The sequence below is a fragment of the Streptomyces triticirhizae genome (genome assembly GCF_003696235.1).
In the GTDB taxonomy this organism is placed as follows: domain Bacteria; phylum Actinomycetota; class Actinomycetes; order Streptomycetales; family Streptomycetaceae; genus Streptomyces; species Streptomyces triticirhizae.
On the sequence record NZ_RFFJ01000026.1, the window covers coordinates 15,481 to 31,198 of the forward strand.

Annotated in this window: 12 protein-coding genes; 3 read left to right on the plus strand and 9 right to left on the minus strand. The window is 74.0% G+C overall.

Going from position 1 to position 15,718, the window contains the following annotated elements; translation table 11 throughout:
- Positions 1-21 precede the first annotated feature (21 nt).
- Positions 22-1,644, minus strand: a complete 1,623-nt coding sequence (locus EBN88_RS07635; protein ID WP_122182506.1) for an MFS transporter — start codon at positions 1,642-1,644, stop codon at positions 22-24.
- Between the two features lie 202 nt (positions 1,645-1,846).
- Positions 1,847-2,935 carry a glycoside hydrolase family 43 protein gene (locus EBN88_RS07640; protein ID WP_122182507.1) on the minus strand — a complete coding sequence of 363 codons (1,089 nt, stop codon included), beginning with the start codon at positions 2,933-2,935 and terminating at the stop codon, positions 1,847-1,849.
- 278 nt (positions 2,936-3,213) lie between these two features.
- On the opposite strand from EBN88_RS07640, the gene EBN88_RS07645 reads away from it, so the two are divergent.
- Positions 3,214-3,972: a GNAT family N-acetyltransferase gene (locus EBN88_RS07645; RefSeq protein ID WP_122182508.1), complete on the plus strand. Its 759-nt coding sequence runs from the start codon at positions 3,214-3,216 to the stop codon at positions 3,970-3,972.
- Between the two features lie 43 nt (positions 3,973-4,015).
- On the opposite strand, the gene EBN88_RS07650 is transcribed toward EBN88_RS07645, so the two are convergent.
- The gene (locus EBN88_RS07650; RefSeq protein ID WP_325052722.1) at positions 4,016-6,031 is read right to left on the minus strand and encodes a translation factor GTPase family protein; all 2,016 of its coding nucleotides are present in this window, start codon (positions 6,029-6,031) and stop codon (positions 4,016-4,018) included.
- Positions 6,032-6,400: 369 nt separating this feature from the next.
- On the opposite strand from EBN88_RS07650, the gene EBN88_RS07655 reads away from it, so the two are divergent.
- Positions 6,401-8,365, plus strand: a complete 1,965-nt coding sequence (locus tag EBN88_RS07655; RefSeq protein ID WP_122182510.1) for a tetratricopeptide repeat protein — start codon at positions 6,401-6,403, stop codon at positions 8,363-8,365.
- Positions 8,366-8,440: 75 nt separating this feature from the next.
- On the opposite strand, the gene EBN88_RS07660 is transcribed toward EBN88_RS07655, so the two are convergent.
- Both EBN88_RS07660 and EBN88_RS07665 read right to left on the minus strand, forming a co-directional pair.
- The gene (locus tag EBN88_RS07660) at positions 8,441-8,824 is read right to left on the minus strand and encodes a peptidase inhibitor family I36 protein (RefSeq protein ID WP_122182511.1); all 384 of its coding nucleotides are present in this window, start codon (positions 8,822-8,824) and stop codon (positions 8,441-8,443) included.
- Positions 8,825-8,967: 143 nt separating this feature from the next.
- Positions 8,968-10,656 (minus strand): translation initiation factor 2, encoded by a 1,689-nt coding sequence (locus EBN88_RS07665; RefSeq protein WP_233580456.1) that lies wholly within the window; start codon positions 10,654-10,656, stop codon positions 8,968-8,970.
- 86 nt (positions 10,657-10,742) lie between these two features.
- On the opposite strand from EBN88_RS07665, the gene EBN88_RS07670 reads away from it, so the two are divergent.
- Positions 10,743-11,174 (plus strand): hypothetical protein, encoded by a 432-nt coding sequence (locus EBN88_RS07670; protein WP_122182512.1) that lies wholly within the window; start codon positions 10,743-10,745, stop codon positions 11,172-11,174.
- Between the two features lie 53 nt (positions 11,175-11,227).
- On the opposite strand, the gene EBN88_RS07675 is transcribed toward EBN88_RS07670, so the two are convergent.
- From EBN88_RS07675 to EBN88_RS31680, 4 genes are all read right to left on the minus strand, one after another.
- On the minus strand, positions 11,228-11,827 hold the full coding sequence (locus EBN88_RS07675) for a dihydrofolate reductase family protein (protein ID WP_122182513.1): 600 nt from the start codon (positions 11,825-11,827) through the stop codon (positions 11,228-11,230).
- Positions 11,824-12,678, minus strand: coding sequence for a metalloregulator ArsR/SmtB family transcription factor (locus EBN88_RS07680; RefSeq protein ID WP_122182514.1), 855 nt, complete (start codon positions 12,676-12,678; stop codon positions 11,824-11,826). The genes EBN88_RS07675 and EBN88_RS07680 overlap by 4 nt, the downstream gene beginning before the upstream one ends.
- Positions 12,679-12,842: 164 nt before the next feature.
- A complete protein-coding gene (locus EBN88_RS07685) occupies positions 12,843-13,898 on the minus strand; it encodes an MDR family NADP-dependent oxidoreductase (protein ID WP_122182515.1) in 1,056 nt (351 codons plus the stop codon).
- On the minus strand, positions 13,895-15,640 hold the full coding sequence (locus EBN88_RS31680; RefSeq protein WP_233580457.1) for a phytoene desaturase family protein: 1,746 nt from the start codon (positions 15,638-15,640) through the stop codon (positions 13,895-13,897). Before EBN88_RS31680 ends, EBN88_RS07685 begins: the two co-directional genes overlap by 4 nt.
- Positions 15,641-15,718 lie beyond the last annotated feature (78 nt).

Genomic DNA, 15,718 nt, shown 5'->3' on the forward strand with positions numbered 1-15,718 from the left:
GCCCAAGCGCGGCCCGCCGGCTCAGGCCGAGCCGCTCAACGCGCCCTCGCCGGCGCGGCGTTCGCCCCGTTCCTCCGGCTCGGCGTGTTCGCCGTCCGCGCCGCCCCCGGCGGCCTCCGGCCGCTCGGCCCCGATCGGCCGGAGCCCGCGCAGTCCACGCAGCGCCAGCCAGGCGACGGCCAGCATCAGCCCGGAGCTGAGCAGCGTGGTCAGCCCGGCACCCGAACTGAACGCGTCCCGAGCCGAGTTGAGCAGCGTCTCGCCGGCCGCCCCGGGCATCTCCTCGACGACGGCCACCGCGCCCGGCAGGCTGTCCTCGGCGAACTCGGCCGCCTCCGCCGGCAGTCGCTCCGGGCTCTCGCCGTCCATCCGGTTCCGGTAGACCGCCGCGCCGACGCTCCCCAGCACCGCGATGCCCAGCGCCATGCCCAACTCGGTGGCCGTCTCGGAGAGCGAGGACGCGGCCCCCGCCTTCTCCGGCGGCGCCGTGCCCAGCACCAGGTCCGTGCCCAACACCATCGCTGGCGACAGTCCGACCGAGCCGACCAGCAGCCCGGTCACCGTCCACGCCAGCGAGCCGGGGTCCACCGACATCAGCGCATAGCCCACCGCCGCCAGCACGAACCCGGCCGCGACCACCCGCCCGGGCGGAACGCGGCGGGCCAGGGCGGGCGCCAGGACGGAGCCCACGATCATGCCCGCCGTCATCGGCAGCATCCACAGCCCGGCCCGCAGCGTCGACATGCCCTGCACCATCTGGAGGCCCTGGACGAAGAAGAGCAACACCCCGCCCGAGGTGAAGGTGGCGAGCAGCAGCAGCGTCAGCGCGCTCGTGAACGCACCGTTCCGGAAGAGCCTGATATCCATGAGCGGCGCCGGCAACGTCCGCTGCCGCCGCACGAACAGCAGTCCCATCAGCGCGCCGAAGACCAGCGAGGCCAGCGGCAGCGTCGCCAGGCCGTCCTTCGCCAGCTCCTTGATCCCGTAGATCAGCGGGATCATGGTGGCCAACGACTGACCGACGCTGATCGGGTCGAGCCGCCCCGGCTTGTCGTCCCGGTACTCCGGCAGCAGCAGCGGCCCGGACACCAGCAGCACCGCCATCACCGGCACGCCCAGCAGAAAAACCGAGCCCCACCAGTAGCGTTCCAGCATCACCCCGCCCAGCACCGGGCCCACGGCCGCGCCGGCGGAGAAGCAGACAATCCACACGCCGACCGCCATCGATCGTTGCCGGACGTCCTTGAACATGTTGCTGATCAGAGCCAGCGTGCTGGGCATCAACGTCGCTCCCGCGACGCCCAACAGCGCTCGCGACACGATCAACATCAGCGGCGAGGTGGCGTAGGCCGCCGCCACCGAGGCCGCGCCGAACGCCGTCGCGCCCAGCAACAGCAGCTTCCGTCGCCCGATCCGGTCACCGAGCGTGCCCATCGTCACCAGGAAGCCCGCGATCATGAAGCCGTACACATCGAGAATCCACAGCAGCTCGCTGCTGCTGGCCCCGAGATCAGCGCTCAGCTGCGGCGCGGCCAGGTGCAGCACGCTGATGTCCAACGCCAGCAGCAGCGTGGGCAGCGCCAGCACGCCCAGCCCGACCCACTCACGCGCCCCGGCTCTCTCGGTGGCCTCGTCGACCGTCATCACACGGCCCTCCCCTCACATCGTTCTCACCCTCTCAGGCGCGAGACGCGACCTCGCGACCGGCAGATCCGGTCTAGCGGCGGCCGGCGGCGGGCCCGGCCGGCGCGTTCCGGGCCCGGCGGGAGACGAGGCGGAACCGGCCGCTCCGCGCCGTCGCACCGTGCGGGGAGCGGCCGGCCCGGGGATGGGCGCGGACCCGGGGCTACTCGCCCGCCGGCCCGGGGAGTTCGACGCCCTCGGCGACGGGGGTGCCGAGGTTCGGCGTGCCGTCCGCGTTCCAGCGCACCGGCTGGGCGCGGCTGGTGCGGGTGCCGCTACAGCCGTCGGACGGCGAGGAGTTGGCGTGGTAGACGATCCAGGTCTCACTGCCGTCCGGCGAGGTGAAGAACCCGTTGTGTCCCGGGCCGTAGACGCCGGCGGCGTCGTCACGCTGGAGGATCGGCTCGGGGTGCTTGACCCAGCCAGCCGGGTCCATCGGGTCGCCGACCAGCTCCAACATGCCCAGCTTGTAGTCCGGGGTGTCGCAGTGCGAGGCCGAGTAGACCAGGAACGTCCGCCCGTCGTGGCGCAGGATCACCGGGCCCTCGTTGACGCTGCCGCCCTGCTGCTCCCACGCGTGGGTCGGCGTGGAGATCCGCACCCCGGGCGCCGCCGGGGTCCAGGGGTTGGTCAGCGGGGCGACATAGAGGTTCTGCGTGCCGCCCTCCCAGAACGAGTACAGGAGGTAGAGCCGGCCGTCGGGCATCGTGAGATAACTGCTGTCGATCATCCAGCGGTTGTCGCCATGGGGGTCGATCTGGCCCCGGTGGGTGTACGGGCCCAGCGGGTCGTCGCCGGCGCTCTCCAGCACGTGGACGTGCTGGTGGTCGATGTTCTCGGCGACGCCGGCCGAGTACGTCAGATACCAGCGCGGCCCGTCGGGGCCCTGGAGGCGGTGCAGCTCGGGCGCCCAGAAGTTGCAGCAGCGGCTGGGGTCGTTCTCGGTGTAGACGGTCACCGGCTCGGCGTTCCCCAGCCCGCCGAGGGTGTCGGCGACCCGCATCTCCCAGTGCGAGGCCCAGGTGGTACCCAGGTGGTAGTAGCGGCCCTCGTGTTGGACGATCCAGGGATCGGCGCCGTTCTCGGCGACGATCGGGTTGCTGAACGCGGCGGTCGGCGCCGGGTCGTCCGGCGCCTCCTGCGACGCGCCGGCGGGGCCGCCGGCCTGGAAGACCAGCAGCAGGCAGCCGAGCAGGGCGGCGGTCAGAGCGCCCAGCCGCCGCTTGCGGCGGAGGGGGTGAGGGGATCTCATCGCGGCTCCAGTGAGGGGACGTGTGTGGGGGCCATGCGGGCAACGGGCGCGGGAACGACCGGAGCGGTCGACCCGCCTGTTCGGCATATCGAACACATGCCGATATCCCGGAAACGCGAGGGTAGGGCGGAGCCGGGGCCCGGTCCAGGGACAAAACCGGCCCCATCCCCGGGGCAAACGTTCACCACGCGCGCGGCCGGCCGGCCCCAACTCCCGTGGCCGGCCCGCCGAACGAAAACCGGGTGTGGCGCGGTACGTTCCCGCCTACCCTCACGCGCATGACGCCGAGGGTGGAACGGCGGGCCGACCGGTGGCTCGCCACCGTGGCGGGGCGGCCGGCGGGCGAGTTGAGCTGGCTGGACCGGCCGGACGGGCGGCGGTTCCTGGTGGCGCGGGACTGCGCCGGCGAGGCCGTCGGGCCGCTGCTCGACGCCGCCCTCGCCGGGCTGCCGCCGGGGGAGTTGGCCATCGAGTGTGACGAGGCGGCCGACCAGGGACCGTTCCTGGAACGGGGGTTCACCGTACGGCGGCGCGAGCACGAACTCCGGCTGCCGGCCCGGGTGGCTCTCCGGCCGCTGCCGGCCGGCCTCGCCGTGATCACGGCCGCGACCGCCGACCCCGTGCGGCTGGCGGCGCTGGATGAGGCGTTGCGCCGTGACGTTCCGGGCGTGGGGAAGTGGCGCAACGACCCTCTGCGCTTCGCCGAACGGCTGCGGGCCGACCCGCAGTTCGACCCGGCCACCTGGCTGGTCGCCGTGGACGAGGCCACCGGCGACTACCGGGCCCTGGCCCGGATCTGGATCAGGGCGGGTGGCGAGCCGCGCCTGGGGCTGATCGGCGTGCTGCCGGCCGCCCGCCGGCGCGGCCTCGCCGGAGCCCTGCTGACCAGGGCGTTGACGGTGGTGGCCGAACGCGGCGCCGCCCGGGTGGTCGCCGGGGTGGACGACACCAACGCCGGCTCGCTCCGGCTGCTGCGCTCGCTGGGCGCCCAACGGGTAGGCGGCGCCGTCGAGTTGGTGCGCCCGGCCGTCGCGTGACGGCCGGGCCGGCACCGTCGGGAGACCGGGCGCCACCGCGCGGTCACTCGTACCCGGTGCCCGTCAACCCCAGGGCCAGGTACCGCTGGTACTCGTGGCCGTCCAGCGGGTTGCCCGTGTGCCGTGGCCGGCTCGGCGGGGTGCCGCGCATCCGGCGGTCGCCCTCGGGGCGCGACAGCGCGATCCCCTCGCCACGGGTCAACTCGGGTAGCGCGGCCAGCAGTTGGGGCGCCAGCCGGCTCGGCACCTCGGCGGTCAGGAGCCAGGCGTCCCCACGCTCCTCGGAGTTGAGCACCCGGCCCTCGGCCGTGGCCAGGTGGGCGGTCACCGCGCCGAGGGTGTCCGGCGGGATCTCGATCTCCAACGTCAGGCACGGCTCGAAGACATGGGTCCCGGCCGCCTGAAGGGCCCGCATCAGCACGACCGGGGTCAGGCCCCGGAAGTCGGCGGCGACGCTGTTGGGCGAGTGGTGGCCCACCCGGAACAGCGTGACCCGACAGTCCGTCACCTCCCAGTTGTGCAGGCCCTGACGCAGGGTGTGGAACACGGCCTCCTCCACGGCCTGGTGGAACGCGCGCGGCATCGCGCCCCACTCCACGTTCCGCTCGAACCGCACCCCGCCGCCCGGCGGCAGCGGCTCCACCCGCAGGCCCACGGTGGCCCAGAACTCGTTGGGTCCCCGCTTCCTCAGCTCCGTCAACGACTCCCCGACGCCCGCAGGGCGCTCGAAGTAGACCGGGGTGACCGGCGCGAAGACCGCCTCCACGCCGAAGTCGCGGCGCAGCCGCTCGCCGATCACCTCGCGCTGCACCGCCCCGTAGAGCAGCACGCTGAGCGTCCCGTCGAACGCGGTGCGCGTCCTGATCAGCGGGTCCTCGTCGGCCAGCGCCGTCAGCGCCGCGTGCAGGGCCACCCTCTGCTCGGGGCGGGTCGGCGCCACCACGGTCTCCAGGCTGGGCGGGGCGAAGTGCGTCGGCTCCGCCGCGCGCGGCGGCGACCCGATCCGGTCCCCGATGCGCACCCCGGGCAGCCCGTGCAGCCGCCCGATCTCCCCGGCGCGCAACGGCCGTTCACCGTACCCGGGCCCGACGGCGTCCGGTCCGTCGCCCGGCGCGACGACCTCGATCCGGCCGATCCGGCCGCCGAACTCGCCCTCGGCGCCCCCGGGTTCGCGCCGCCGGAAGGTAACCCGCCGCCGGGCGCGCAACTGCCCGTCGAAGAGCCGCAGATACGCCACCTTCGCGCCGTCCCCGCCGCGTTCGACGGCGAAGACCGTGCCGCTGGGCGCGGCCTCCTCGCGCGGCTCCCGGGGCGGCGACAGCGCGGCCAGCGCCCTCGCGAGCGCGGGCACGCCCTCCCCGGTGAGCGCCGAGCCGGCCAGCACCGGGTGCGCCTGTCCGGCCGAGGTCCGGGCCGCCAGCAGCGCGCCCAGCTCGCCGCCGGACGGCGGCCGGTCCTCGACCAGCCGGGCCAGCAGCGTCTCGTCCCGCTCGGCCAGCGCCTCCGCGACCTCGGCCGCCACCGCCGGGTCGTCCAGCGGGCGCGCCCGGGCCGCCGCCCGGCGGCTGCCGGCGTCGAGCACCGTGGTCAACGGGACGGCGGCCGGCGTCAGCCGCGCCCGGATGTCGGCGAGCAGGGCCGCGGGGCGGGCCCCCGGCCGGTCGATCTTGTTGACGAAGAGCAGGGTGGGCAGCCCCGTTCGGCGCAGCGAGCGCATCAGCACCCGGGTCTGCGCCTGGACGCCCTCCACGGCGGAGAGCACCAGCACGGCCGCGTCCAGCACCGAGAGGGCGCGTTCCACCTCGGCGATGAAGTCGGGGTGTCCCGGGGTGTCCACGAGGTTGATCTGGCGGTCGCCGAGCGCGAAGGGGGCGACGGCGGTGCGGATGGTGATGCCGCGTTCGCGCTCCAGCTCGCCGGCGTCGGTGCGGGTGCTGCCGGTGTCGACGCTGCCCAGCCGGGCGATGGCGCCGTTGTCGAAGAGGAGGCGTTCGGTCAGGCTGGTCTTACCCGCGTCGACGTGGGCGAGCACGCCGATGTTCAGAGTGGGCAAAGGCACGGAGGTCCTCGGAGATCAGGAAGGAACGGGTGGACGCTTCGACTGCTCCGAAGTGACGCCGCATCTGCCTCTCCTGTCCGTTTCCGTTCACACATCCGTATCCGTGCGCGCGGTCGGTGCCCCGGTCGAGGGGATCCCGCCCGGGCAGCGTACTCGCGCCACGGCGCGACGCCAGCCATTAAACGCCGGCGGCGCGACCCGGAGGCCCGACCGACCGAAACTGGCCTGAACAGGGCGGAAACGGACCGGTGTTCGCTGGTTCCCTTAGCTCCGGTGCACCTAGAGTGAGCAGACGCTCCACGGGGGGCGTCGCCCGGCGGCGGCCGATGCCGGCGTGGGCGTGCAGCGGACATGCGGAGTCGGCCCGGAATGGTGTACCAGGTTCCACCGGAGACAGCACACTTCGTCGATCGGGAGGAAGAGCAGGCCCGGGCGTTCCGCGCCGTCTCGGAGTGGAAGGGCGCCTCGCGGCCGCTGTGCCTTGCCCTCAGCGGGCTGGGCGGCACGGGCAAGACCGAGCTGGCCTACCGGCTGGCCCGCACCCTGCGCGACCGCTACCCGGACGGGGTGCTGCACGTCGACCTGGACGACCTGCGCCGGGACGGCGCCGTCGAAGTCACCGACGCCCTGGGCCAGTTGCTCGCCGCGCTGGACGTCGAGGGCCGCTGGCTCGACCGGACCCTGCGCGACCGCAGCCGGCAGTACTGGGACCGCACCGACGGACGCCGGCTGATCGTGCTGATCGACAACGCCCGCACCGCCGCCGAGGTGGTGCCGCTGCTGCCCGCCTCCGGCGACAGCCTCGTCATCGTCGCCAGCCACGGCCCGCTCTACGACCTGGAGAGCGGCTCCGCCGTCGAGCTGCCGCTCGCCCCGCTCGCCGACCGGGACGCCACCGAGCTGCTGCGGCTGATCGTGGACGACCCCCGGCTGGTCGAGGAGCCGGAGGCGGTCGGCGGGCTGCTGCGGCTGTGCTCGGGGCTGCCGGCGGCGCTGCTGGTCGCCGGGCGGTGGATGCGCCGCCACCGCAGGCGGCCGCTGGCCCGGCTGCTGGCCGAGCTGGACGCCCAACTCACCGACAGGGGACTGCCGATGATCGAAGCCGTGTGGGACGCCGCCTACCGTTCCCTCGACGAGAACGCCGCCCTGCTCTACCGACTGGTCCCGCTCTTCCCCGGCGGATCGTTCACCGCCGAGGGCGCGGCGGCGCTGCTGGGCCGGGGCCGCGAGGCGGCGGACGACGCGCTGGACGCGCTGGAGACGGCCGGGCTGCTCGACCCGAGGGGCCAACGGACGCGGCTGCCCGACCTGTTGCGCGCGCACGCCGAGCGCAGGTCGCGGGAGGACGGCGACGAGGAGGAACGGCGGGCGGCGGCGACCCGCGCCGTCCGCTGGTATCTGCGGCAGGCGCAGCGCGCCGACCTGCTGGCCGCCGGGCCCCGCCTGACCCTGGCCGCGCCGGCCGGGCCCGTGCCGGGAGCGCCCGACGTCGAGTTCGGCGAGGGCCGGCCCTCGGACGCCCACCGCTGGCTGGAGGCCGAACGCCACGCGCTGCACGGCTCGGTGGCCCTCGCGCTGCGGCTCGGCCTGCACGCGGAGTGCTGGGCGCTGGGCGAGCCGCTGTGGACCCACTTCCTCGACCACCCGCACCACGCGGAGACCGCCGAGTCCTTCGGCCTGGCCATCGAGGCCGCGCAGCGCGACGAGAACCCGCCGGCCCTGGTGCGGATGCGCAGCCAGCTGGCCCGAGTCCACTGGGAGCGGGGCGAGTTCGATGAGGCGTCCGAGCAGCTGACGCAGGCTCAGGCCACGGCCGCGCTGCTCGGCGACGGGGAACGGGACCGCAAACTCGCCGCCTCCGTCGTGGAGTTCAGGGGCACCCTGCACGGCAGGCGCGGCGACTGGCAGTCGGCCGCCGCCGACTTCGCCGAGGCCCGGCGGGCCCACCGGGCCATCGACAACGCCTACGGCGTGCTGCTCGGCACCTACCGCCTGGGCGAGGCGTTGGCCGCGCTCGGCGAACTGGACCGCGCCGAGGAGCTGTTGGCGCAGGCTCGCGCCGGCGCCGAGGAGCGGGGACGCGAACGCATCGCGGCCCGCGCGGCGTTCGCCCTGGCCGGCGTGCTGCGCCGCCAGGGGCGTGCCGCCGAGGCCCGCCCGCTCTATGAGGCGGCCCTGGCCGCCGCCCGCGCACGCGGCGCCGACTGGGACGAGGCCCGGGTGCTGCGCGCCTACGCCGACCTCGCCGAGGAGCAGGGCGAGCGCGCGGAGGCGGCCCAACTCCGCGCCGCCGCCCAGGCGATCGAGGAACGGCGCGGGGCCGCCGCCGGCTGAACCGTCCGAGGCCGAACGGGCCTCCCCGTCCCCCCGCCACGGGAAGGCCCGTTCGGCGTTCGACCGCTCTGCCCGTCAGCACTCGCCACCCCAGCGCGCCCACTCGAAGGTGACCGGGCCCGAGACAGTCCTGTAGTTCGGCGTGTCCGGCGGGTAGTGCGGGCAGCCCTCCACCACCTCGCCGTCCCCTTTCGTCACGCGATACCAGATGTGGTCGGCGTTCTGGTGGTGCACGCCGTTGTTGTAGATGCGGATGCCCGTGTTGGATGTGAGGTTGGTCTCGATGTCCCCCTGCGACATGCGCGTCGGCTCGCCCTCGAAGCTCGGGGTGTCCCAGACACACACATAGCCGCGCGGACAGTCGGCCTTGGCGGCCGACGCCGAGGGCGCCAGGGTCAGGGTGGTGGCGGCGACGGCGAGCGCGGCCCCCGCCGCGCCGACGGTCCTGCGAAAACGCATGAGGTCCCCCTCCGTTCACGACCCCGCCGGGATCGGCGGGGGATCTCAGCTTGCCGCCGGGGGAGGGGGATTGGGCGGCGCTTCAGTCCCGCGTGAAGGGACCCCGAGATCGCGCCGCCGATGCTATGCGGCCTGACGTCCCGTCACACCGCCCGCCCGGCCTCCTCCGCCGTGGCCCGACGCAGCACGACGGGGAACGGCCGGCCGCCGACCACGGCCGTGAACGCGCCCACACCGTCCGGGCGTTGGAGCAGCCGGGCGTGCGCGGCGCACAGCGCGGCCACCGGGTCGGTGTGGATCAGCCGCCCGCCCGTCGCCAGCGGCCCCAGTTCCAGCGCGAGCGACGGGCCGCCCCTGGCCCGCAGCACCACCCGGTCCGGGGAGAGCACCACGCCGGCCGTGGCGCACCCCGGATGGTCGTCAAGCGCCGTGTCGATCCAGCCGGCAGCCGTCCACGCGACCCGGTGCGCGGCGCCGGAACGCTCGACGTGCCGATAGAGCAACCCGGCGCTCTGGGCGTGCCGTTCACCCGCCACGCCCTGCTCGGCGGCGAGGAAACGGGCCGGCGCCTCACGCCACGGCGGGTGCCGTTCCACGGTGACCCGCTCGCCCGCCACGGTGGCGTTCACCGCGAACGCCGCCGGCACGCGCGGCGGTTCGGCCAGCACCGGCAGCGGCTCCGGCTCGGGCGGCGGGCCGACGGGTGCCAACTCCAGTAGCCCGTAAAGCTCTTCGCGTAGCAGCGCCAACGCCCGCCCGCGCCGGGCGAACGCCGCGTCGGCGGCGGCCCCGACACCGGGCGGCACCGGCGCCGACAGCAGCGCTGGCAGCTCCTCGGCGGCGGTCAACCGGGGGCTGGCGGCCAGTAGGTGGGCCATCGGGCTGCCCGGGATCAGCTCCCGACCGCCGTCATACGCCGCGATCACCCGCCGGCCCAGCGCTGCGGCGTAGAGCGCGGTCGAACCGTGGTCGGTGACCACGGCGTCCGCCGCCACCAGCAGCGTCGCCCACTCGGCGTGCGGCCCCGGCGCCAGCAGCCCCGCCCGCAACGCCGGCCCCAGCCACTGCTCCAGGTCGAACGAGCCCAGCTTGCTGCGCTCGTTGGGGTGGGCGACCAGCGCCAGCTGATAGCCGTCGCACGGCAGCGACCCCAGCAACTCCGTGGCCAGCCTCGGGCGTTGGGCCAGCAGCGACTCCGTGCCCCAGGTCGAGGCCAGCACCACCAGGCGCCGCGCCCCGGTGCCCAACGCCGCCCGGTACCGGTCCCGGTGCCCCACCGAGGCCAGCAGCCGCTCCAGCGTCGGGTCCCCGACCACCACGGCGCGGGCGGCGGCCTGCGGGCTGGCCTCGGCGAGCCGGGTCACCTGCTCGGGATGCGCCAACAGATGCCGGGCGGCCACGGTCGCGCCGCCGGCCAGCAGGAACGCCGGATCGAGCCCGGAGGGCGCGCCCTCGGTGCCCTCGTCCGGCAGGGTCTTGCCGAAGCCCGCGCCGTGCGGGAGCAGGGCCAGCGTTCCCTTCAAGGAACTCAGCTCGCCCTTGGGGCTGGCCGCCACGATCAGGTCAAACCTGTCGGCGTTCGCCCGCCCCCACGGCACCGTCCTGCCCCCGGCGCGCTCCACCGCCACCAGCGCCTCGGCGTCGAACTCCGAACCGGGAACCAGCGTGAACCTGCGGGCGATCCTGTCGTCCCCCGCGAAGACCGGCAGCACGTCCAACAGGCGGTGGAGCGCGGTCGCCGAGCGGGCCGCGAAGAGCACCGTCCGGGCCGTGCGCCGGTTGTCCGCCGTCGCCGCGCCGGCGGCGGACCTGGGGCTGTCGCCGCTGGTCACCGGCGGTTGCATGGGTTGTCCGACGGCATGGCTCGATCGTACTCGTCGGGGGTGGGAGGGCCAGCCGCCCTGGGAAGAATGCCGGCATGACGGAGTGGGGAGTGGCGTTGATCGCGGCCGGCTCGGCGTTGCTGGCCAGCCTGATCAGCGGGATCTTCGCCCGGTCGGCCGGCCGGCGGCAGGCGGCGGCGATGCTGGAGACGGTGCGCATCACCGTCGAGCAGCAGCGGCAGGAACGCGCGCTGGCCGCGCGCCGGGCCACCTACCTCCGCTTCCTCGACGCCGCCGAGACGGTGCTGCTGGCCCGCAGGGTCGGCGGCTCCACCGCCGAGGACCGCGCCGCGCTCCAACGCGCCATGGGCGCCGTGCAGTTGGAGGGCCCGGCGGCGAACGAGGCGAGCGCCCTGCTGGAGGCGCTGCGCCGCGAGCGCGGCCTGGACGAGCTGGAACGCGCGCGGTTCGCGTTCATCGCCGCCGCGCGGGAGGCCCTCCGGGCGGCGGACGCGCCGCGGGTGTGAGGGGGCGGTGCCGCCTGGCCCGGGAGGCCCGGGGGCCTCCCGGGGTGGCCGGATCAGCGCGACCGGTCGTAGACCAGGGCGATCTCGCCCAACTCGCCGGTCTCCTGGTGCGCGAGGTGCCAGCGCGAGCCCGGCAGGCCGTCTTCGAACAGCCGCTGCCCACCCCCGACGATCTCCGGAACGATCAGGAGATACAGCCGGTCCACCAGGTCCGCCGTGAGAAGCGGCTTGATGACGCTGGCGCTGCTGTTGACGAGGATGTCGCCCTCGCCGGTGGCCCTGAGGTCGGCGACGACGTCCGAGGCCGGCGCGTTCACCACGCGGGTGTGCTCCCACGGCGCCTCGGTCAGGGTGGTCGAGAGGATCACCTTCTCCACGTCGACCAGCCACTTCGCGTAGCCACGGTCACGTGGGTCGGCACTCTCGTCCTCGGCGACCGACGGCCAGTACCCCAAGAACCCCTCGGCGTTGACCCTGCCGAGCAGCGCCGTCGTCGCGCACTCCCAGATGCGGGTCAGGTGGTCGCGCGCGACCTCGGAGGTCACATAGGGGGCGAACGCGGCGAAGTCGTGCGCCCCGCCGGGGCCGTTGTACCGCCCGTCGAGGCTGAGGGCCAGGTTCGCGGTCACCTTGCGGCTGGTCGGGTGAGTCATGTGGTGCTCCTGGTGTTGGTGCTGGTGGTGTCTTGCGGGTCCCCGGCGAGGGTCGCCGCGAGTTTGTCGAGGCTCTGGCCGAAGCCGATCTCGATGCCGGCGACGAAGTCCGCCGCGTCGACGGTGCTGTCGCTGATCCGCCAGTGGGCGTCGAGGCCGGTGCCGGTGCCGGTGGGCGTGAGCCGGAGGTCGATGTGGGCGGTGAAGGCGACGCCACCGCCGGGCAGCGTGGGGGAGAGTCGGTAGACGAGGCGCTCGCCCGGGAGGAGGACCTCGACGGCTCCCTCCGCGCGGCCGACGACCTGGTCGGAGCCGCCTGAGTCCTCGGCGTCGCGATACTCCTGGATGATCCGCCCGCCCGGCCGTGCCTCGAAGACCAGCTCCGAGACGCGCAGGTCGTCCGGCGTCCACCAGTGGGCGAGCAGGGGCACCTCGGTGAGGTGGCGCCAGACCAGCTCGGGTGGCCCCGCCAGCGAACGGTGGAACTCGAACGAGCGGCCGTCGGCCCACCCCGGCTCCGCGGCGGCGAGCCGTTCCTCGCGGAGGCGGAGTCCGTAGCGGTCGTAGGTCGCGTGCGAGCTGCCGTCCTGGTCGGCGGTGTCGGCGAGTTGGTTGAGCGCGGCCGCCAGCTCCCGCAGCGGGGCGGACCTGAGGGCGTAGACGCGGCGCTGGCCGCTCCGCTGGGAGGAGACGATCCCGGCGCGCTCAAGGGTCTGGAGATGCTTGGTCGTCTGCGGCTGGCGCGCCTCGGCGAGCTGGCTGAGAACGCCGACCGAGCGGGGTCGCTCGGCCAGCAGTCCCACGAGCCGCCAACGGGCTGGATCGGCCAGCGCGATCAGGAGTGCGTGCATGGCCACGAATATTCCCCATCGAGAATATTCGTGTCAAGGAATAAATTGAAACCTCGCGCCTGCCGTCTTCGCCGCCCGCCCCCGCCGGGGGCGGGCGGCGCCGCCGCGCGCTCCCCGAAACCCCCGGAGGGAACCCGCCGGATGGGCCCGCCGGAGGGAAAGCGTCAGACCTCCACCAGCACCTTCCCCCGGCTGGCCGCCCGCAGGGCATACAGGTTCTGGTACGCCGTCGGGAACGCGTCGAAGCCCCGGTGGATCGTCTCGTCGAAGGCGATCTCGCCGCGTCGGACCGGTTCGCCCACCTCGCGGCGGAGCGTGGCCAGGTTCTCCTCCGTGAACCACTCCTCGGCGAAGATCCCGCGAATCGTCGTGCGCGGGAACATGATGTACGGCAGCAGCCTCGGGCCCATCCAGTCGCCGTTGACCGTCGTGGACCACTGCCAGCACACGGCGACCCGGCTGTAGGGCCGCAGCATCCGGAACGCCGCGTCGGTGACGCTGCCGCCGAGGTTGTCGAAGTAGCGGTCGATGCCGTCGGTCGCGGTCAGCAGCGCCTGGTGGGTGGCGTCCACGTCGTCGCCCTGCCGGTAGCGCACCACCCGGTCGAAGCCGAAGCGTTCCAGGTAGGGGATCTTCTCCTCGCTGCTGGTGGTGCCGATCACCCGCGCCGCACCGGCGCGCTTGGCGAGCTGCGCGGCGAGCGTGCCGATCGCGCCGCTGGCCCCGCTGATCAGCACCGTGTTCCCCGGCTGGACGTCGAGGAACTTCGTCACGGTGCCCCAGGCCGTGATCCCCGGCGTGCCCATGATGCCCAACGCCGTGGTGAGCGGGAGCCGTTCGTCGTGGTCGGCCGGGTCCAGGCGGCGCATCGCCGGCAGCCGGAGCGGGAAGCCGCCGTACCGCCAGACCCAGGCGCGGCCGTCGCTGACCAGGTGGGTGCGCCAGCCGCCGAAGCCCTGCACCAGGTCGCCGACGGCGAACGACGCCTCGGGGCCGGCCTGGATCACCTCCATGATGGAGTCGCCGCCGACGTGGTGTCCCAGCGGCGTCTCCAGCGACAGCCCCACCAGGTACGGGTCGACGGAGACATAGCGGGTCCGCAGCAGCATCTCGTCCTCGCGCAGCGAGACGTTCAGCTCCTCGGTGACCTTCTCGTAGATGCGGCTCGCCTCGGGGATGCCGGGAACGTGCTCGCGGACGACCCACTTCTCGCTCTTCAACGTGAGTGCTCCTCGGTGAGGTTGGGGACGGTGACCGGCCGCCGGGTCGGTGCGGGGGCCGGCTGTTCGGCCAACGGGCCGACGGGAATGACGAGTTGGCGGGGTGGCGGGAGGTGCCGGTCGATCTCGGCGGTGAACTCCCGCCCGTCGTCACGGCAGATGAACTGCATGACCTGCCGCCCGGCGGCCGCCGCGCGGATCAGCCCGCCGACGGTGACCCAGACGCCCGACATGTAGAAGTTGGCCAGCCCCGGCAGGACCGGGCCCAGGCGGTTGATCTCGCGTTCCAGGGTCTCGCCGCCGTCCTCCATGAACGGCTGCCAGCCGGGGAACGCCCCGTTGTGCGCGGCGGTGTAGCGGATCTGGGTCAGCGGGGTGGCGACGTCCCGCACCGCCACCGCGTCCCGCAGCCCGGGGAAGCGCTCGTCGAGAAACGCCTCAAGGGTTGTGCGCACGCGGCGCTTCGCCGCCAGGTACGCCTTGCCGTGCCGCACGGGCAGGGTGTGCAGGACCTGGCCGCGCCGCACCCGGCTGGCCTGTTCGGGGCCCTCGCGCAGCGCGCGCCAGGGCGCGGCCTCGGAGAAGTACGTCGCGTACACCACGCTGGTTCCGGCGGGGGACAGCTCGGGGTAGTGGCGGTCGCGGAACTGGACGTTGACGCTCGGGTGCCGCATCCCCGGGAGCCGGTCGGCGAGTTCGGGGTCGAGGAGGTAGGTGGTGCAGGGGTCGGCCTCGGGGAAGTCGCGGCGCAGCCCGAGGAAGAGGGAGACATAGCCGGGCGAGAGCATCCCCGGCTCGTCGATGGTGCGGGTGTAGAGCCTGCGGTAGGTGTCGTTGAGGTAGCGCCCGCCGAGCATCCCGAGCACGGCGGTGCGCATGTCGCAGGCGGCGACGACGATGTCGGCGCGGAACTCCCGGCCGTCGCTCAGCCGCACGCCCACGGCCCGGTCGTCCTCCACCAGGATCTCCTCGACCCTGGCGTTGTAGGTGATCTCGCCGCCCAGCCGCCGGTACCGCTCCTCGATGGAACGGGCCAGCCCCAGCGAGCCGCCCTCGGGCACGCCGGCCGAGCCGTTGGCGTGCGAGGCGAGCTGGAAGTAGAACGGCAGGACGGGGAAGTCGGGGTGCTTCTCGTAGAGCACGAAGTTGAACGCCTCGCGCAGCAACGGGTGTTGGAAGCGCCGCGCGTAGTCGGTCATCAGCTCGGTGATGGACCGTCGGATGGCGTTGAGGTAGGGGAGGAAGGAGGCCATCATCCGCCACCGCTCCAGGCGGCCCATCATCGCGACGGGTTTGAGGAACGGGTAGACGTCCAGGGCGCGTTGGAAGGTGCGCAGGTTCCGGCAGAAGTGCCGGATCTGGCGGGCGTCGGCGGGGGAGATGGCGGTCAGGTGGCGGCGCAGCCGCTCGGGGTCCGAGTAGAAGTAGACGGCCCGCCCGTCGCGGGCCCGGACGACGTTGAAGACGTCGAACTGCCGGATCGTCTTGCCCTGGAGGGCGCCCAGCTCCAGCCAGATCTGGTGCATCTCGTTGCCCGGGCCGCTGCCCAGCAGCCAGGAGACGCACCAGTCGAAGGTGAAGTCGCCCCTGGCCCAGGAGGTGCAGGAGCCGCCGGGGATCTCGTGCATCTCCAGGATGTGGGTGCGGTAGCCGTTCATCCTGGCGTAGGCGCCGGTGGCGAGGCCGCCCAGGCCGCCGCCGATGATGATCATGGTCTCTCGGGTCCCTCGTGGATCTGCCATCCTCCTGCGCTCTCCCTCTGTTCTCGCTCCTGGTGCTGTCTCGCGCCCCGCCGTTGCACGGGCCGGCGTCCTGTCCGG